Genomic DNA, 18,677 nt, shown 5'->3' on the forward strand with positions numbered 1-18,677 from the left:
CCTCGTAGAAGACGGCGCGTTTGAACCACTCGGGGTCGCGGTCCTTCGCGGGAGTGTCCTCGAAGGTGTCCTGGACGGGCTCATTGACGATCATGACGTGGCCCCCACCCCGACCAGCACGTGCGCGCCGCCCGGGCCAAGACGCACATAGTTGGCCCTGCCCCAGTGATAGGTCTCGCCGGTGAGCTCGTCGCGCACCGGCACGATCTCGTGCCAGTGGAGGCCGAGTTCCGGCATGTCCAACGAGACCGTGGCCTCCTGGGGCTGATGAGGGTCGAGGTTGGCGACCACCAGAACCAAGTCCTGGCCATCGCGCTTGCTGTAGGCGATGAGCGCGTCGTTGTCGGTCCGGTGGAAACGGAGGTTCCTCAGCGAGTGCAGGGCGCGGTGGCGTCGCCGTATCCCGTTGAGCGTGGTGACGAGGGGCGCGATGGAACGGCCGGTACGCTCGGCCGACTCCCAGTCGCGCGGGCGCAGTTCGTACTTCTCCGAGTGCAAGTACTCCTCGCTGCACGCGCCGACCGCGGTGTTCTCGCACAGCTCGTACCCGGCGTAGATGCCCCAGCTCGGCGAGAGGGTCGCCGCAAGCACCGCCCGCACCTCGAACGCCGGGCGACCGCCCTCCTGGAGATATCCGGGAAGGATGTCCGGTGTGTTCGCGAACAGGTTGGGGCGCAGATAGGCGGCGCTCTCGACGCTGAGATCGGTCAGGCAATCGGTCAGTTCCTGCTTGGTGTTCCGCCAGGTGAAGTACGTGTAGGACTGCTGGAAACCGGCCTGGGCCAGGGCCCGCATGACCGCGGGGCGGGTGAAGGCCTCGGCGAGGAAGATGACGTCCGGGTCGGCGCCATTGATCCGGGCGATCACCTCCTCCCAGAAGACGACGGGTTTGGTGTGCGGGTTGTCGACGCGGAAGATACGCACGCCGTGGTCCATCCAGAACCGCAGCAGACGTACGGTCTCGGCGACCAGACCCGGCAGGTCGCGGTCGAACGCCAGCGGATAGATGTCCTGGTACTTCTTCGGCGGGTTCTCCGCGTACGCGATCGTGCCGTCGGCGCGGTGCGCGAACCACTCCGGATGCTTCTCCACCCAGGGATGGTCCGGAGAGCACTGCAACGCGAAGTCCAGCGCGACTTCGAGACCCAGATCGGCGGCCCGGCGTACGAAGGCGTCGAAGTCGTCGAGCGTGCCGAGGTCGGGATGGACCGCGTCGTGCCCGCCCTCTGGGGAGCCGATCGCCCAGGGCACGCCCACGTCGTGCGGGCCGGGAGAAAGGGAATTGTCCGGCCCCTTGCGGAAAGTGGCCCCGATGGGGTGGATGGGCGGCAGATACACGACGTCGAAGCCCATCTCCGCGATCGCGGGCAGCCGCTCGGCCGCCGTCCGGAAGGTCCCCGAGACCGGCGGAGCACCCTCGCGGACGACGGCACCCTCGGAGCGCGGGAAGAACTCGTACCAGGACCCGAAGAGCGCCCGCTGCCGCTCCACCAGCAGCGGCAATGCGTGCGAGCGAGTGACGCGCTCACGCAGCGGGTGCCGCGAGAGCGCTTCGTCCATCCGTGGAGCGAGCGTGGCCTCCAGGCGCGCCTCGGGCGACCTCAGCTCGTCCCGCAAAGTCTCCGCGGCGTCAAGGAGTGCCTGACGCTCCTCGCCGTCCGGCACTCCGCCCGCGGCCCGCTCGTACAACAGCGCGCCCTCTTCGAGCGTCACTTCGGCGTCGATGCCGGCCGGGACCTTGATCTTCGCGGAGCGACGCCATCCGGCCACCGGATCCGCCCAGGCTTCCACGGCGTACGTCCAGTGCCCCTCGGCGTCCGGTGTCACAACCGCGCCCCAGCGGTCGGTGCCCGGGGCCAGTTCGCGCATGGGGGCACACCACCGGGCCCGGCCGTCCGGGCCGATCAGCACGACCTCGGCACCGACCGGATCATCGCCCTCGCCGAAAACGGTGGCCGTCACCTGGAAGGCCTCCCCCGGGACCGCCTTCGCGGGACGGCGGCCGCAGTCGACCATCGGGGTGACATCCAGGATGGGCAGGGTGCAGGAGACAGGAGTCTCTTCCGGAGCTTGGCTCGTCGACGGGTCCGGAGCCACGCCCGTCGACGGATCCGGACCCGGGCTCTTCAACGGAGCAGAGGCCATCGACGCGGCGGGGCTCGTCCGCGGAGCTCGGGTCATCGCTCTCTCCTTTGCCACGCCCCGGTGCACGGGGCACGGGCCGTGGCCACGTGTGGCCGGTGGCCATGGACTGATGGCCGCCTGTTGCCGACGTGACGGCCGCAGGCCCAGGTAGCGCTCGGCGGCCTCTGCGGCGAGCCGCGCCGTGCGCTCTCCCATCAGGACGCACAGCGTGTAAGCGGTGTTCTCGAAGTGCTTTCGCACACCGAGGTCGGCGGGACCGGCCAGCAACAGCCGTTCCCAGGACCGGTACTGGTTCAGGTGCCGCGCGACCTCGGCTTTGTCAGGCAGCAGCATCACGCTGGTCACCTTCTCGGGCTCCCGGAGTGCCTCGCGGCGCATTTCCTGACCCATAGTGCACGCACGTGTGCGCAGCGTCCTGTTGGATCTTCAACGACCGGCACGATCTGCTCGTGTTGCACGAATGCAGCAGTACTCCCACTCTGAAATGACTCAGAAGCGATCAACTCCCACGCTTCGTGTTCGGGGCGGCGGCTCGAAGAGCCGACCGGTCGGAAGCTTCGGCTGAGAGGAGTCAAGAGCGATGAAGACCGCAGTCCCCCGCTACTACCACCTCGAGGTGGAGATCAGCCCCCAGACGGTCGAGCAGGTCAGGCGCATTCTTGCCGCGCACCTCCGGCACTGGGGCCTGGGGGTTCTCGTCGAAGCCGTGAGCCACTGCGCGGGCGTGCTGCTGCAGGCGATCGAGACGCATGCGACGGACAAGCACACCGTCGTCGAGATGTGGTGGAACGGACAGCACCTCATCACCGCCGTGTCCGACAACGAACGCGACCTTCCGCATCCGCACTACGGGCCGAAGGGTTACCTGGCGCAGATCGCCGCGCTGAGCGACGGCTGGGGCAACTGCCCGGCGACCAACGGCAAGATCATCTGGTTCTCGCACCGTGCCCGGTCCGCCGACGGCGCCCCGCTGGCTCCCGCTCCGCCCGCGCCGACGCTGCGCACGGGGCGCCGGGCGCCGCGCGAGCTGCCCGTCGCCGCACTCGCGGCCCCGGCGGAGGGGGAACCCGCGCAGGCCGAGCCCGAGCTCGTGCCCGTGGCCGCCGGGGAAGCCGCGGACCTCCCGCGTCGATGGGCGCTGCGCGCCTGACACACCGACGACCACGCTCATCCATACGGAGGCAGCGCGTGCGCACCTGGATCGGACGCCCCTTCCCGCTCGGCGCGACCTACGACGGCGAAGGCACGAACTTCGCCCTGTTCAGCGAGGTCGCCGACCGTGTCGACATCGTCCTCATCCACGAAGACGGCACGCACGACAGCGTCCCCATCACGGAGGTCGACGGCTTCGTCTGGCACTGCTACCTGCCGGGTGTCGGCCCGGGACAGCGCTACGGATACCGGGTGCACGGCCCCTGGGACCCCGCCGCCGGCCATCGGTGCAACCCCGCCAAGCTGCTCCTCGACCCCTACGCCAGGGCGTTCGAGGGGCAGGTGGACAACGACGCGGCACTCTACGAGCACGCGGCGCGGGGTCCCGAACCCGCCGACAGCGCCGCACACACGATGCTCTCGATGGTGACCGACCCCTCCTTCCCCTGGGAGGGCGATGTGCTGCCGAGGCGCCCCTACGCCCAGACCGTGATCTACGAGGCCCATGTGCGAGGTCTGACCCGCCGGCACCCCGGGGTCCCCGAGGAACTGCGGGGCACCTACGCGGGGTTGGCGACCGAGCCCGTGATCGACCACCTCCTCTCGCTGGGGGTGACCGCCGTCGAACTGATGCCGGTGCACCAGTACGTGCAGGACGGCTTTCTGCGCGACCGCGGCCTGTCCAACTACTGGGGGTACACCTCCATCGGCTTCTTCGCGCCCCACAACGCCTACGCGGCGCACAGCTCGCGCGGCGAGCAGGTCACCGAGTTCAAGTCGATGGTCAAGAAGCTGCACACGGCCGGGCTCGAGGTGATTCTGGACGTGGTCTACAACCACACCGCGGAGGGCAACGAGAACGGCCCGACCCTCGCCTTCCGCGGCATCGACAACGCCTCGTACTACCGCCTGGCGGAAGGCGATCCAGCGCACTACTTCGACACCACGGGCACGGGCAACAGCCTGCTGATGCGGCACCCCAACGTCCTGCAACTGGTCATGGACTCGCTGCGCTACTGGGTCACCGAGATGCACGTGGACGGGTTCCGTTTCGATCTGGCGGCCACGCTCGCCCGGCAGTTCCACGACGTGGACCGGCTGTCCGCGTTCTTCGACCTGGTCCAGCAGGACCCGGTGGTCGGACGCGTCAAACTCATCGCCGAACCCTGGGACGTCGGCGAGGGCGGCTACCAGGTCGGCAACTTCCCGCCTCTCTGGTCGGAGTGGAACGGCAAGTACCGTGACGCGGTACGGGACTTCTGGCGCGGCGAGGACAACTCGCTCGCCGAGTTCGCCTCCCGGCTGACCGGGTCCTCCGACCTCTACCAGCACGATCGTCGCCGCCCGCGCGCAAGCGTCAACTTCGTCACCGCGCATGACGGCTTCACGCTGCGTGATCTGGTCTCGTACGACGACAAGCACAACGAGGGCAACGGCGAGAACAACCGGGACGGCGAGAAAGCGAACCGCTCGTGGAACTGCGGCGTCGAGGGGCCGACGGCCGATGAGGGTGTCCTGGAACTCCGTGCGCGCCAGCAGCGCAACTTCCTCGCCACGCTCCTGCTGTCGCAGGGGATTCCGATGATCGCCCACGGCGACGAGGTGGGCCGCAGCCAACTGGGCAACAACAACGCCTACTGCCAGGACAGCGAGATCTCCTGGGTCGACTGGGATCTCGACGAGGACCAGCGTGATCTGCTCGACTTCACCCGGCGGGCGATCGCGCTGCGGGCGGCGCACCCGGTGCTGCGAAGACGCCGCTTCTTCCGTGGTGACACGGCGACCCGTGCGGGCCAACCGCTCCCGGACCTGGTGTGGTTGAGGCCCGACGCACACGAGATGACGCGGCAGGACTGGCAGCGGCCCGACGCCCACGCCATCGGCGTCTTCCTCAACGGTGACGCGATCACAGAACCCGACGCGTGCGGCAGACCTGTGGTGGACACGTCCTTCCTGTTGCTCCTGAACAGCTACCGGGAGCCGATCGTCTTCCATCTGCCGGACACCGCCTACGGCGAACGCTGGACCACACGGATCGACACCTCGGACCCGCGAGGCCATTCGGACGAGACCGAACACAAGGCGGACACCGAAATCGCCGTAGGAGCGCACAGCTTGCTGCTGCTGTCCCGGTCCGTCGGGGCGCCTCGGCCATCCGCGCACAACCAGGTCAGGGATTCCCGGTGAACCGTTCCACCGCCGACCGCCTCCTCTGGGGGGCGTACAGCGGTTGTGCCTGCCCCGGGGAGGGCGGATTCTGTAGGGAATGAACGGGGCTGGTGTGGCGCGATGACTGCATGGAACGCGGAGCAGAGCTCCGACTTTCGTGGTCCCCTCGACGTCACCAGGGCGGCCACGGCGGTCGTCGACGCCCAGGACACGGTCATCGGATGGAGCCCCGCGGCGGAGCGGCTCCTCGGTTACGAGCCGCAGGAGATCCTCGGCCGGCCCCTGGCCACTCTCCTGCCACCCGGCACATCAGCTTCCGTTCTCCCGCCCCCTCCCCGCTTCCGGGGAAACGAGATCCGCGTCGCGCGGCACCGTGACGGGCGTGAGCTGATCGTCGCCACCGCGGTGTGCCCCTTGGCGGGCGCCGACACGACGGTGCGCGTACTCGTCGCGACGGAGCTGCAGGTTCTCCGGATGTGGGAAGCCCGGCAGTCCCTGCTGCACGGACTGGCCACCCAGTCCCCCGTAGGCCTGGCCATCTACGACACCGACCTGCGCCTGACCTGGTGCAACGCTGCGTACGAACGAGAGATGGGCCAGCCGCTCGCCGAGTACCGGGGCTCTCGGCCCGAGGAGCTGTACTCCGAGGGAAGATTCGTGACCCGGGGGCATCCGCCCACTCTCGACGGGGTCATGCGTCACGTACTGGACACCGGAGAACCCTTTCTGGACCTGCACTTCGAGGGCAAGCCGCCCAGCGACCCGGAAACGGACCACCTCTGGTCCTGCGCCTACTACCGGCTCCAGGACGCCGACGGACACGTCTTCGGAGTGTGCGAGGACGCATTCGACATCTCCGATCGCTACAAGGCCCAGCGTCGGCTTGCCCTGCTCGTCGAGGCGGGGCGCGGAGTCGGAACCGCCCTCGATGTGCTGGTCACCGCCGAGAAGATCACCGAGGTGGCGGTACCGGAGTTCGCCGGCACGGTCACGGTCGACCTTGCGAGGGCGGTACTGGAGGGCGAGGTGCCGGCCACCAGCAGCTCGGCGGCGATGTCTCTGGTGCGGGTCGCCCGCTGCTCGGCCGAAGACGCGGGCCAGGAGGAGCCGGGGCTGCAGCCTCCTGCCCCTCCGCCCGTGAACCGCTCGCCCGTGGAGTACCCGTCCGGTTCGCCGCAGGACCGCAGCCTCTCATCGGGCGGGCTCGTGCTCGACGAAGCGGTCCTGGTCGTGCCGCTGCGGGCCGGGAACAGCACGCTGGGACTCGTCACCTTCATGCGCGGCACCGGGGCCACCTTCGACAGCGGCGAAGTGGCACTCGCCGACGAGCTGGTCGCCCGTACGGCCGTGTCCATCGACAACGCCCGCCGCTTCACCCGTGAGCGCACCGCATCGCTGGCCCTCCAGCGCCAGTTGCTGCCGCAACACGTGCCGGAGCAGTCAGCGGTCGACCTGGCCTACCGCTACCTGCCCACGGACGACGTGACGGGGGTCGGCGGTGACTGGTTCGATGTCATCCCGCTGTCCGGAACCCGGGTCGGACTCGTGGTCGGGGACGTGGTCGGCCACGGTCTGCAGGCGGCCGCCACCATGGGGCGGCTGCGGACGACCGTGCGCGCGTTCGCCCAGATGGACCTGGATCCCGTCGAGCTGCTTTCGCGGCTCGACGATCTGGTGGCGCAGTCGGCGGAGGAGCAGCGGGCCGAGCTGGGCATGCCCGACAGCACGTACGCCGATGTGACCACGGGGGCGACCTGTCTCTACGCGGTCTACGACCCGGTGTCGCGGCGCTGTGTCATGGCCAGGGCCGGGCATCTGCCGCCTGCGGTCGTCGCCCCGGACGGCCGGGTGTCCTTCCCGGACCTGCCGGCAGGTCCGCCGCTGGGCCTCGGTGGCCTGCCGTTCGAGTCGATGGAGATCGAGCTGCCGGTGGGCAGCCTGCTCGCGCTCTTCACCGACGGCCTGGTCGAGGCCCGGAACCGCGACATCGATCATGGGCTCGACACCCTGGGACGTGTACTGGGCGACCGGCACGCGTCGCTCGAAGAGCTGTGTGACCGGGCCGTGGCGGAACTCCTGCCGGGCGGCTCGACGGCCGACGACACCGCGCTGCTGCTCGTCCGTACCCGCGAACTCGACCCTTCGCAGGTCACCGAGTGGGAGCTGCCCGCGGAACCGGTCGCCGCGGGCCAGGCCCGGGACCTGGCCACCCAGCAGCTGCACCACTGGGGCCTCGAGGAGCTGTCGTTCGCGACCGAGCTCGTCGTCAGCGAGCTGGTGACCAACGCGGTCAGGTACGCCGAAGGGCCGATCCAAGTACGCCTCATCAGGGACCGCACCCTCCTGTGCGAGGTCGCGGACAGGGGCCACACCTCACCGCACCTGCGTCACAGCGGCGAGGACGACGAAGGCGGCCGCGGCCTGTTCATCGTCGCCCAACTCGTCCAGAGGTGGGGAACGCGCTACACCCGCTCCGGCAAGACCATCTGGACCGAGCAGGCCTTTCCTGCGACGGGCCCGTCGCCGCCCTGACGCGGCCTTGGCCGCGCGGGCGTCAGTCGATGCCGAAGTGCCGGGAGACCCCGTCGATCGTGAAGCGTGCGCGCAGTTTGCAGGCGGAGTTCTGGTTGGCGAAGAACCCCGTCCGCCAGAGCGCCTGACCTCGCGGCACGGCCTTGGTCCAGGTGACGGGCACGACCCACTCCCTGCGGTCCTCTGCGCCCGCGCCGTCCGCCGCGCCCGCTCCATCCACCGCGTCGGCGTCGTCGTCGCGATAGCTGCCCCGCAGCGGCAGGTCGGTCATCCGCCGGCTCTCACCGTCGACGTCGAGCACGGCTTCTTCGAACGGCAGCGGCTCGCCGGAGACGGTACCGACGCCCACGTATCCGGACTTGGGGATGTGGGTGAACACCCGCGCCTGGAGCGGCAGAGCACGCAGGGTGCGCGAGAACCACTCCCCGCCTCCCGCCGAGACAAATCCGTACCGCAGTGCGTCCTCCCAGCTCCGGCCGCGGGAGTCGTGATCGCCGGGGTCGTGGTCGCCGAAGGACACGTACCAGTCCGTCCCGTTCCACTGCTCCCGTTTCCCGCGGTCCTTCGGACCGGCGCTCGCCGACGAGGGCTCGATGTCCTCTCTGAGCCACGTCCGCGCCAGATAGGACCGGCCTTCGTCTTCGAAGTAGCGGAAGAACAGCACATTGATCGGCACCTCGTAGCCGGACGCCAGGTAGGTGATGATCCGTTCCGTCGCCGGGTCGATCTCGCTCGCCACGACCGTCAGCGTGTGGGCGCCGTTGAGTGCCTCCGGTGTGCTGCCGCCGAACCGGCGGGCGAATGCCTCGTCCAGTTCGGCGGGCAGCCCGCGGCCTGCCGCGAACGTCGTGTAGATGTCGCGTACCTGCTCGTTGGTGAGGTGCTGGATCCAGGAGCCGTAGTCGAGGACCTGCGCGACCACGTCCCTGGGCGTGCGGTCGCGCTTCAGTTCCAGGACGTGCAGGCCGCCCTCGGCGTCCAGGCCCAGGAGGTCGATGAACTTGCCGTGGTCAGTAGGCACTTGACGGCCTATCAGGAGAAGCGGTCTGCCCAGGATGTCCGGATCGGCCTCGATCAGCTCCTCCAGCCTCGACTCCAGCGGCATCTGCGGCGCCGCGACCCGCACCGGTTTGCCGTCCACCCGCCACAGCCCGAACTCCAGCGACATGTCCCTTCCCCCCTCTTCCAGTTCCAGGCCGACCTCACACGAGCCTGCCGGCTGGAGTCAACCAGAACGTCGCTAATCTTCCGCTCGCAGCGCGGCGATCATCCATTCGAACGCCGACCAGCTTCCCGCGCATGCGCCCTGGCCACATCGCGCACCGTCACCTGCCTGTCCAGCACCGCGCGTACCGCACGGAAAGCCCGGTACGCCGGGCAAGTTCGCCGATGGTCAGCAGCGAGGACGGCTTGGAGGCCTTCATCACGACACCGACGCCGGTGGTCACGTCGATGAACGGCGTCGAGACGACTGGGCAGCGCCCGATGGAGTTCGTGACCGAGGCCGACGTCGTACTGATCGGCAGTGGCGTGAAGACGCGGGACGTGGTTGCCGACGACCGGCTGATCTCCAGGCTGCCGCTGGACCCTTCGCGACGGCGGGCGGCTGCCTGGCCTCCCAGTATCTCGCCACGTGGGTGATCGCCCGAACGCTCGGCGATGACGCCGCGCGCGACGTCGTCGGCTACGTGGCTCCGGTCGGCGAGAACGAGGAGACGGTCGAACGCGCGATGCGTGCGGTCCGCGCCGGGGAGTTCGCGGTACGCCGCCTCAGCTCGCGCGGCGCGTGAGCGCGCGGCGTGCCACCTTGGCGAGCATGGCCGGACGGAACAGCAGCGTGGGCGGTGCCGTCATGTTCAGCACTCGTACGAACCGTGCCCATACGCCCGGGTCGTGTACTGCGAGGGCGAAGACGTGCTTGTTGTACCAGTGGGCGAAGCGTGCGGAGAGCGGTTGCCCGGCGGGTGCCCACATGAGGTCTGAGCTGGTGGCCATGGTCCAGGGGACCTGGATGACGCGGGCAGCGGCGCGCTGGTAGGCGCGGCTGAGGCCGTCGAGTCCGGACGCGTCGGCCCGGCGGCGGCGCAGCAGTCGGCCGAGCAGCTCCGCTTCGAGGGCGGCGACCGTGAGCCCTTGTCCGTACACCGGGTTGAACACGCAGAGCGAGTCGCCGACCGCGATCAGGCGTTCGGGCCAGCGGGCGTTCTTGTGGTGCAGGCGCCACTCGTTGCCGGGGTTGGTGTACCTGTGGATCTCTCCTTGCCGGGTGCCGCGCTTGATCTGTTCGGCGAGGCGGGGGTTGCCGAGGCTCTGGGCGAAGTCGAGGTAGCCCTCGTCGTCGGTGGGCGGCACGTGCTCGTCGACGCCGAGCAGCGAGCACATCCAGCGATGGTGCTCCACGGCAAGCACCACTCCGCCGCGCTGAACGCCGGGCGCGAAGGCCATCTGGTAGGCGACGTCGAAGTCCTGCCGGTCCTGCGGCGGGCGTTCGTAGCAGGCGGAGGTGTAGGTGATCTTCGCTTTGATGACGGTCTTGGCGGACGCCGGGAGCTGCGCGTCGGTGAGCCACCGGTCGAGGGACGTGGAGCGACCCGAGGCGTCAACGACCAAGTCCGCCGCGACTTCGGTGGTGTCGTCGGCGTCGTCGGTGCGGTATCGGACCCGGTCCAGGCGGCCGGGGGCACTGGCCGTCACCGTCTCGCAGCGGGTCGCCGGGAGCACTCGGACCGCCGGGAGCGCCAACACCCTTTGCCGCAGCCGCCGTTCGAGCTCGTCGCGGGTGAAGGTCTGGATGGGTACGCCCACCGGGTCGGTCGGCGCATAGCCGGTCGGCAGCAGGAAGCTGATCCGCTCGCCGTAGTCGAGGACGGGCGCACCCAGTTCCGCGAGCTCCGCCCGCAGCCCCGGAAAGAGGACCTCCAGCGCGTCGCCGCCCCGGGCGAGCAGTGCGTGCGCGTGGAAACCCTGCGGGACGTGGGGGTGCACCCCCGTGTCAGGCCGCACCGGGTCGCGCTCCAGGACGAGCACCTCGCTGAAGTGATCGGCCAGGACGCGAGCGGTCACGAGCCCGGCGTACCCGCCACCGACGACGACGGCACGCTCCCAGCGGTTGCCGGGCGACGAGCTGTGCTGGTTCTTGGTCATGACCGGTCCCGTTCCTCTCAGCCGCACTAATCGCAGTTTCGCCCCAGCGGTACCCCGCCCCGGAGGAGCCGTGTCGCGTTTCCGACGCCGTGACGCAGGGCGGCCCCGGCGCATACGGACGATGGCGGCGGTGTGCGGGCGCCTCGATGGCCCACGACGGCCTGGATGTACGGCACTTCGACGACCCCTCGACCGGTCGGCCCCGCATCGCGCAAGCCGTCCACCGCTCGCCGGAACGCGCCGCCGATCGGGGCTGAAAGCCGCCGGTACCTGCGCAAACATCGCGCGGGCTCGATCATCGTATCGAGTTAATGTCGGCGACTTTCCTTGCTCAGGGCCGCCAAGCGGCCGTTAGTGTTCCTCTGGATCTGGCCGGATTCCCGTTCGTATACCCCCTTTTCGCTCCTATTGCTCGGTGACGTCCGCATACGTGCGCCACCGCACCTGACCAAGGAGAGCTCGCCCGATGACTGTTGACTCGAGCCCGGAAGCGCAAGTGGAGCTGCCGCGGCAATCCAGCCTGGGCACGGCGGCCGCCCGCAACCTCGCCACCACGACCAAGTCCGCGCCGCAGATGCAGGAGATCACCTCCCGCTGGCTGCTGCGGATGCTCCCCTGGGTGGAGACCAAGGGCGGTGCCTACAGGGTGAACCGCCGGCTGACCTACACCGTCGGCGACGGCACCGTGGAGTTCGTCCAGGACGGCTCCGACGTACGGGTGATCCCCCGTGAACTCGGTGAACTGGCCCTGCTGCGCGGCTTCGACGACGAGGAGGTGCTGACCGCCATCGCCGATCGGTGCGTCCAGCGCGACTTCCGGATCGGCGAGACACTGGTCGAGCGAGGGACGCCCGCGGATCAACTGCATCTGATCGCCCACGGCCGCATCAGCCAGACCTCCATCGGCCCGTACGGCGACGAGGTCGCCCTGGACGTACTCGCCGACGGCGACCCGTTCGGGGAGAACGCCCTGCTCGACGAGGACGCCCGGTGGGAGCAGACCGCCACCGCCGAGACCTCGGGCACCCTGCTGACCCTGTCACGCGCCGACTTCGCGTCCGTCGTGGCCACGGCGCCGAGCCTCCGGGACCATCTCGCGGAGTTCGCATCGCTCTCCCGCCGTCGGCAGAACCATCGCGGCGAGGCCGAGATCGCGATGTCGGCCGGCCACACCGGCGAGCATGAGCTGCCGGGCGCGTTCGCCGACTACGAACTGAAGCCGCGCGAGTACGAACTCTCGGTCGCCCAGACCATTCTGCGGATCCACACGAGGGTCGCCGACCTCTACAACGGGCCGATGAACCAGACCGAGGAGCAACTCAGGCTCACTATCGAGGCGTTGCGCGAGCGCCAGGAGCACGAGCTCGTCAACAACCGGGAGTTCGGCCTGCTCCACAACGCCGCCTTCAAGCAGCGCATCCAGACGCACTCGGGGCCGCCGACACCGGACGACATGGACGAGCTGCTCTGCCGCCGTCGCGGGTCGAAGTTCTTCCTCGCACACCCCAAGACGATCGCCGCGATCGGGCGTGAGTTCAACGCGCGCGGGCTCTATCCGGACCATGTCGACCTCGGCGGCCAACAGGTCCCGGCCTGGCGCGGGGTCCCGATCCTGCCCTGCAACAAGATCCCGATCACCAAGGAGAAGACCAGCTCGATCCTCTGTATGCGTACCGGCGAGGAGAACCAGGGCGTCATCGGACTGCATCAGACCGGTCTGCCGGACGAGTACGAACCGGGTCTTTCGGTCCGCTTCATGGGCGTCGACGAGAAGGCCATCACGTCCTACCTCGTCAGCACCTACTACTCCGCCGCCATCCTCGTGCCGGACGCGGTCGGCGTGATGGAGAACGTGCAGATCGCCCGCTGGCCCAGGTAGCGGCCCCGGCCCGCGAGGCCGCCCACCCCACGAAGGAGCCATGGATGCACGTACTCGCCGACGCCGCGACCCGCGCCCGCGACATCACGGCCGCCACCGGCGGCCCGCCTCCCCGCGATGCCCCTGCAGCCGCGGCGCCTGCCCCGAGCGCCGGACTGGAGCGGATCCTGCGCGGCCCCAGCGGCCTGGGCACGGCGGGGCTGCGGCTGATGCTGCGGGAGGAGCCGCCGACACCTCCGGAACCGCCGACGGCTTCGGAACCGGTGGCTCCGGCGGAAGGCACGCCGATCCCGGGGCTCTACTTCCACCCGGTGCCCGAGCCCGACCCGGTGCGGGTCGAGGAGGTCAGCCGCAGGATCAAGTCCTGGGCGCTCGACGAGGTTTCCCTGTATCCCGATGACTGGGAGGAGCAGTTCGACGGCTTCTCCGTGGGCCGCTACATGGTCGCCTGCCATCCGGACGCGCCCACCGTAGACCACCTGATGATCGCCACTCGCCTGATGGTGGCCGAGAACGCGGTGGACGACTGCTACTGCGAGGACCACGGAGGCTCGCCCGTCGGTCTCGGCGAACGTCTTCTGCTCGCGCACACCGCCCTGGATCCCCTGTACACGACGCAGGAGTACCAGCCGCAGTGGGCGAAGTCGCTCCACGCGGACGCGCCCCGGCGTGCCTACAGCTCCGCCATGGAGTACTTCGTCCAGGCGGGCAGCCCCGCGCAGGCCGACCGGTTCCGGCACGACATGGCACGGCTGCACCTGGGCTACCTCGCCGAGGCCGCCTGGGCCCAGCTGGACCACGTACCCGAGGTGTGGGAGTACCTGGCGATGCGCCAGTTCAACAACTTCCGCCCCTGCCCCACCATCACCGACACCGTCGGCGGCTACGAACTGCCGACGGACCTGCACGCACAGCCCGCCATGCAGAAGGTCATCGCTCTCGCGGGGAACGCGACGACCATCGTGAACGACCTGTACTCGTACACCAAGGAACTCGACGCGCCGGGCGTGCACTTGAACCTGCCGGTCGTGATCGCCGAACGCGAGGGCCTCTCCGACCAGGACGCCTATCTGAAGGCGGTCGAGGTCCACAACGACCTCATGCACGAATTCGAGACCGAAGCCGCGGCCCTGGCCGCCGCCTGCCCCGTCCCGACGGTGCAGCGCTTCCTGCGGGGCGTGGCCGCCTGGCTCGACGGCAACCACTACTGGCATCAGACCAACACCTACCGCTACAGCCTGCCCGACTTCTGGTAAGAGAAGTTCCGGCAAGAGAAATGGACTCATCTGTGACCAGCACCGAACTCACCGCCACCTCCACCGGCACCCCTCTGCGCATCCCCGGCCCGGCGACGCCCTACCAGGGGGACATCGCCCGCTACTGGGACGGGGAGGCCAGGCCCGTGAATCTGCGTCTCGGCGATGTCGACGGTCTGTACCACCACCACTACGGCATCGGCGATGTCGACTACGCCGCGCTCGGTGACGCCGAGGACAGCGAGAGCGAGAAGAAGCTGATCGCCGAGCTCCACCGACTGGAGTCGGCGCAGGCCGAGTTCCTCCTCGGGCACCTCGGCGACATCGGGAGTGACGACACCCTGGTGGACGCCGGCTGTGGCCGCGGCGGCTCGATGGTGATGGCGCACCAGCGCTTCGGCTGCAAGGTCGAAGGGGTCACGTTGTCGGCCAAGCAGGCCGACTTCGCCAACAGGCGTGCGCGCGAGCTCCGCATCCAGGACCACGTACGCGCCCGCGTCTGCAACATGCTCAACACGCCCTTCGAGACCGGGCAGGCCGCGGCCTCGTGGAACAACGAGTCGACCATGTACGTCGACCTGCACGACCTCTTCGCCGAACACTCCCGCATCCTCGAGGTCGGTGGCCGCTATGTGACCATCACCGGCTGCTGGAACCCCCGCTACGGCCAGCCCTCCAAGTGGGTCTCCCAGATCAACGCGCACTTCGAGTGCAACATCCACTCGCGCCGCGAGTACTTGCGCGCCATGGCCGACAACCGCCTCGTCCCACAGGCCGTCGTCGATCTCACCCCCGACACCCTGCCGTACTGGGAGCTGCGGGCCACGTCCTCTCTGGTCACGGGAATCGAGGACGCGTTCATCAACTCGTACAAGGACGGGTCCTTCCAGTACCTCCTCATCGCGGCCGACCGTGTCTGACATCGGCTGATCGGTAGGGCCCGTTCCCGACGGAACGGGCCCTACCCCCATGTCACTTCCAGCCGTACGCGTACGCGGCGACCCAGGTGATCTCCAGTTGCGCGCTGCTGCCGGGCGCCGCTCCCGGCCCTTCAAGGGCGCTCTCGTTCTGCAGGACCCAGGACAGCGGGTCGTCGGGCACGCCCCGGGTGTCGTGTCCCGTCTCGCGTCCGTCGACGAAGAAACGGACGTGTCCGGGGGTCCATTCGGTCGACACCGTGTGCCACTCGGTCCAGTCGTCGGCGCCTCGGAAGGAGCCCTGCTCGCCACCGCCGCAGGGATGGTGGAAGGCGGTGAGGGAACCCGTCCAGTTGCCCTCGGGGTGGTCCATCTCGCAGCCCCCGCCGTAGTGCAGCCAGGCCGACTTGTATCCGGGGGCCGGGTCGGTGACCTTGATGCGGGCGCTGTACTTGCCGTACTTCATCTGCATGACGGCACGCGGTACGACCGCAGCGGCGTGCACGGGCCCTCCGTCGGCGGGCCGCCACATCCGGATGCGCATGCGGCCGTCGCCGTTCTCCGCAGGGCCCACGCTCACGGTGTCCTCCGGGTGGTAGACACCGACGACGTCGCGGTCGCGGTCGTTCGCCGTGTCCCGCCAACCGGTCGGGTACGCCCACCAGTTGTCGCGGTAGGAGCCCTTGAGGCCGCCGCAGTACGCGGCGGAGGTGTCGGCGTGATGGTCGCAGTCGCGGAACGAGCCGAGCGGCACCCGGTCGCCGTTGAAGTCCTCGGCGAGGACCTGCCAGAACGGCCCGCAGTCACCACTGGGCAGCTCGGTGCCTGAGGTGCCGGCGCAGGCGTCGGCCGAGCGTGGTGCTCCCCCTGCGCTCGGGATGGACAGCAGGGCGGCGAGCAGGGCGGCGCCGATCGCCGCGAGCACGACCGGCCTTCCTCGTCTCGCCGCCGCGTGTGATCCCATCGCGATGCCCTTCCTGGAAAGGGGTCATCCTCGCGGAGCGCGCGACGTCCCGCCATACCCATGCGTCGCCGTGGAAGAACTCACCTCCCGGCCCAGCGCCGCAGGGTGGCCGTGGCGTCGGCGGAGTCCTTCTCGGAAAGCGACGCGATGCGCGCCCGGTGGTTGGTGTCCGGTGCGACGTAGAGGTGTACGTCGCGGCTGCCCTGCCCGAGCCGGAAGCACTCGGCGGTCGCCACGTCGTTCTCGCCGTAGACGAAGAGGAGTCGGCTCCCGTCGTGCCGGGTGCTGTACTGCGGATAGCCGAGCTGGGTGCCCAGTTGGTAGAAGTACGGCGTCAGGGGCTTGAGCGTGGTGTCCGTGAGGTTCGCGAGGCCGGCTGTCGAGCCAGGTGTACAGCTCCCGCGTCGAGGCTGTGGGCTCGGGGACGTCGGTGCACTTGGCGTCGCCGTACTGCCAGTACATCGGTGCGGCCCGCAGCACGGCGAGTTCGTACGCCTTGTCGGCGCTGCCGATGATCCCGAACGTGTGCCCTGCCTCGGCCGCCCACGTCGTGTAGCGGGCCACCATCTCGTCCCGCCGCAGCAACACCTCGCGCTGCACGGCCTTCAGCCTGGCGCGGCAGTCCACGTCCCGGGGGTAGAAGCGCCGGTGGTAGACCGATGCCATGCCGCCCTTGCTGCCGCCCGTCGATATCCACCGGCCGTCGTAGAGCGGCTGGAGCACCTTGATCAGACGGTGGTAGTCGGCGGCGGCCTGCCGGATGTCCAGCTTCGACCAGTCGACAGGCTTCGGCCTGGACGCGTCGAAGTACCGCTGCTCGGTGACGATTTCGTTGCCGTCGACGAGCTCGACCAGGGCCATGCGGAGGCGGGTGCGGTGAACGTTTCTCATGCCGCGAGTCAAGCCGTCGGGGTGGCCTCGCGGGCCCCTGGCCGGGTGAGCGGCCTCCCCCGTGCGGGGGGGTGACTACGGGCGGCGCGGCCTCGGCATGAGAAAGGGCCGACCCGGCGCCGGGTCGGCCCTTCTGGTGGTTCCTCTCGGCGGGGCCGGTCAGTCCGTGCCGGACTCCATCGCGGCACGGTCCAGCATCGCGTCGTCCTCGGAGACCTCGCCGCGCGATGCAATGGCTTCCGCGCCGCCCTCCGGCATGGCGCCGATCAGGCCGGTCGCGGCCGCCTGGGCGGCACCGATGGCGGGGCTGCCGGTGCCGATCAGGCCGAGGCCCGCGTACTGCTCCAGCTTGGCGCGCGAGTCGGCGATGTCGAGGTTGCGCATGGTGAGCTGGCCGATCCGGTCCACCGGGCCGAACGCGGAGTCCTCGGTGCGCTCCATCGACAGCTTGTCCGGGTGGTAGCTGAACGCCGGGCCCGTGGTGTCGAGGATCGAGTAGTCCTCGCCGCGCCGCAGCCGCAGCGTGACCTCGCCGGTGACGGCCGTGCCGACCCAGCGCTGGATCGACTCGCGCACCATCAGCGCCTGCGGGTCGAGCCAGCGGCCCTCGTACATGAGACGGCCGAGGCGCCGGCCCTCGTTGTGGTACTGGGCGAGGGTGTCCTCGTTGTGGATCGCGTTGACCAGGCGCTCGTACGCGGCGTGCAGCAGGGCCATGCCGGGCGCCTCGTAGATGCCGCGGCTCTTGGCCTCGATGATCCGGTTCTCGATCTGGTCCGACATGCCCATGCCGTGGCGGCCGCCGATGGCGTTGGCCTCCATCACCAGGTCGACGGCGGAGGCAAACTCCTTGCCGTTGATCGTCACCGGACGGCCCTGCTCGAAGCCGATGGTGACGTCCTCGGTGGCGATCTCGACCGACGGGTCCCAGAACTTCACGCCCATGATCGGCTCGACGGTCTCGACGCCCGTGTCGAGGTGCTCGAGGATCTTGGCCTCGTGTGTGGCACCCCAGATGTTGGCGTCCGTGGAGTACGCCTTCTCCGTGCTGTCCCGGTAAGGCAGGTCGTGGGCGACCAGCCACTCCGACATCTCCTTGCGGCCGCCGAGCTCGGCCACGAAGCCGGCGTCGAGCCAGGGCTTGTAGATCCGCAGGTTCGGGTTGGCGAGGAGGCCATAGCGGTAGAACCGCTCGATGTCGTTGCCCTTGTACGTCGAGCCGTCGCCCCAGATCTGCACGTTGTCCTCGAGCATCGCCCGGACCAGGAGCGTGCCCGTGACGGCGCGGCCGAGCGGCGTCGTGTTGAAGTACGCACGGCCACCCGAGCGGATGTGGAACGCCCCGCAGGTGAGCGCGGCAAGGCCCTCCTCGACCAGCGCCGCGCGGCAGTCGACGAGGCGAGTGATCTCGGCACCGTAGGCCTTGGCACGACCGGGCACGGAGTCGATGTCGGGCTCGTCGTACTGGCCGATGTTCGCGGTGTAGGTGCACGGGACGGCGCCCTTGTCGCGCATCCACGCGACCGCGACCGAGGTGTCGAGGCCGCCCGAGAAGGCGATGCCGACGCGCTCGCCGGCGGGAAGGGAGGTGAGGACCTTAGACATGGGAAGAGTATGCATCATCGCGC

Annotated in this window: 12 protein-coding genes and 2 pseudogenes; 7 read left to right on the plus strand and 7 right to left on the minus strand. The window is 69.4% G+C overall.

Translation table 11 applies throughout. The features are described 5' to 3' along the window. Window positions 1–90: 90 nt before the first annotated feature. Complete coding sequence (locus tag AB0O76_RS38995; RefSeq protein WP_365501718.1) at window positions 91–2,478, minus strand: maltotransferase domain-containing protein; 2,388 nt, start codon at window positions 2,476–2,478, stop codon at window positions 91–93. A gap of 247 nt (window positions 2,479–2,725) precedes the next feature. Here AB0O76_RS38995 and AB0O76_RS39000 point away from each other — a divergent pair, with 247 nt between their 5' ends. The 3 genes from AB0O76_RS39000 (at window position 2,726) to AB0O76_RS39010 (ending at window position 7,998) form a co-directional block, all read left to right on the plus strand. After that, the gene (locus AB0O76_RS39000) at window positions 2,726–3,295 is read left to right on the plus strand and encodes a pep a2 (protein ID WP_365501600.1); all 570 of its coding nucleotides are present in this window, start codon (window positions 2,726–2,728) and stop codon (window positions 3,293–3,295) included. Between the two features lie 38 nt (window positions 3,296–3,333). After that, window positions 3,334–5,484, plus strand: coding sequence for a glycogen debranching protein GlgX (gene glgX / locus AB0O76_RS39005; RefSeq protein ID WP_365501602.1), 2,151 nt, complete (start codon window positions 3,334–3,336; stop codon window positions 5,482–5,484). Between the two features lie 102 nt (window positions 5,485–5,586). Continuing rightward, complete coding sequence (locus AB0O76_RS39010) at window positions 5,587–7,998, plus strand: SpoIIE family protein phosphatase (RefSeq protein ID WP_365501604.1); 2,412 nt, start codon at window positions 5,587–5,589, stop codon at window positions 7,996–7,998. Between the two features lie 22 nt (window positions 7,999–8,020). Here AB0O76_RS39010 and AB0O76_RS39015 read toward each other — a convergent pair whose 3' ends face one another. Then, entirely contained in the window at window positions 8,021–9,166 is a 1,146-nt protein-coding gene (locus tag AB0O76_RS39015; protein WP_365501606.1) for an endonuclease NucS domain-containing protein, read from the minus strand. 233 nt (window positions 9,167–9,399) lie between these two features. Here AB0O76_RS39015 and AB0O76_RS39020 point away from each other — a divergent pair. Further along, window positions 9,400–9,788: pseudogene (locus AB0O76_RS39020) on the plus strand (AraC family transcriptional regulator); the annotation flags it as partial. Here AB0O76_RS39020 and AB0O76_RS39025 read toward each other — a convergent pair. Beyond that, the gene (locus AB0O76_RS39025) at window positions 9,769–11,142 is read right to left on the minus strand and encodes an FAD-dependent monooxygenase (protein WP_365501608.1); all 1,374 of its coding nucleotides are present in this window, start codon (window positions 11,140–11,142) and stop codon (window positions 9,769–9,771) included. The pseudogene AB0O76_RS39020 and the gene AB0O76_RS39025 sit on opposite strands and share 20 nt — an antisense overlap. Window positions 11,143–11,608: 466 nt before the next feature. On the opposite strand from AB0O76_RS39025, the gene AB0O76_RS39030 reads away from it, so the two are divergent. From AB0O76_RS39030 to AB0O76_RS39040, 3 genes are read left to right on the plus strand one after another with little or no spacing between them, the layout of a single operon-like run. Then, window positions 11,609–13,021, plus strand: coding sequence for a family 2B encapsulin nanocompartment shell protein (locus tag AB0O76_RS39030; RefSeq protein ID WP_365501610.1), 1,413 nt, complete (start codon window positions 11,609–11,611; stop codon window positions 13,019–13,021). Between the two features lie 44 nt (window positions 13,022–13,065). Next, window positions 13,066–14,277, plus strand: coding sequence for a family 2 encapsulin nanocompartment cargo protein terpene cyclase (locus AB0O76_RS39035; RefSeq protein WP_365501612.1), 1,212 nt, complete (start codon window positions 13,066–13,068; stop codon window positions 14,275–14,277). Between the two features lie 20 nt (window positions 14,278–14,297). Further along, window positions 14,298–15,197, plus strand: a complete 900-nt coding sequence (locus tag AB0O76_RS39040; protein ID WP_365501614.1) for a geranyl diphosphate 2-C-methyltransferase — start codon at window positions 14,298–14,300, stop codon at window positions 15,195–15,197. Window positions 15,198–15,249: 52 nt separating this feature from the next. Here AB0O76_RS39040 and AB0O76_RS39045 read toward each other — a convergent pair whose 3' ends face one another. The 4 genes and pseudogenes from AB0O76_RS39045 to argG all read right to left on the minus strand — a co-directional run bounded on the left by AB0O76_RS39045 (window position 15,250) and on the right by argG (window position 18,654). Beyond that, the gene (locus AB0O76_RS39045; RefSeq protein ID WP_365501616.1) at window positions 15,250–16,119 is read right to left on the minus strand and encodes a glycoside hydrolase family 16 protein; all 870 of its coding nucleotides are present in this window, start codon (window positions 16,117–16,119) and stop codon (window positions 15,250–15,252) included. A 119-nt stretch (window positions 16,120–16,238) separates the two neighbouring features. Continuing rightward, the gene (locus tag AB0O76_RS39050; protein WP_365501720.1) at window positions 16,239–16,394 is read right to left on the minus strand and encodes a hypothetical protein; all 156 of its coding nucleotides are present in this window, start codon (window positions 16,392–16,394) and stop codon (window positions 16,239–16,241) included. Window positions 16,395–16,581: 187 nt separating this feature from the next. Continuing rightward, window positions 16,582–17,049, minus strand: a pseudogene (locus AB0O76_RS39055) (aminopeptidase); the annotation flags it as partial. Between the two features lie 159 nt (window positions 17,050–17,208). Beyond that, window positions 17,209–18,654 carry an argininosuccinate synthase gene (argG, locus tag AB0O76_RS39060; RefSeq protein WP_365501618.1) on the minus strand — a complete coding sequence of 482 codons (1,446 nt, stop codon included), beginning with the start codon at window positions 18,652–18,654 and terminating at the stop codon, window positions 17,209–17,211. Window positions 18,655–18,677 lie beyond the last annotated feature (23 nt).

Origin of the sequence: Streptomyces sp. NPDC086554 (genome assembly GCF_040686095.1) — a bacterium.
Lineage (GTDB): Bacteria > Actinomycetota > Actinomycetes > Streptomycetales > Streptomycetaceae > Streptomyces.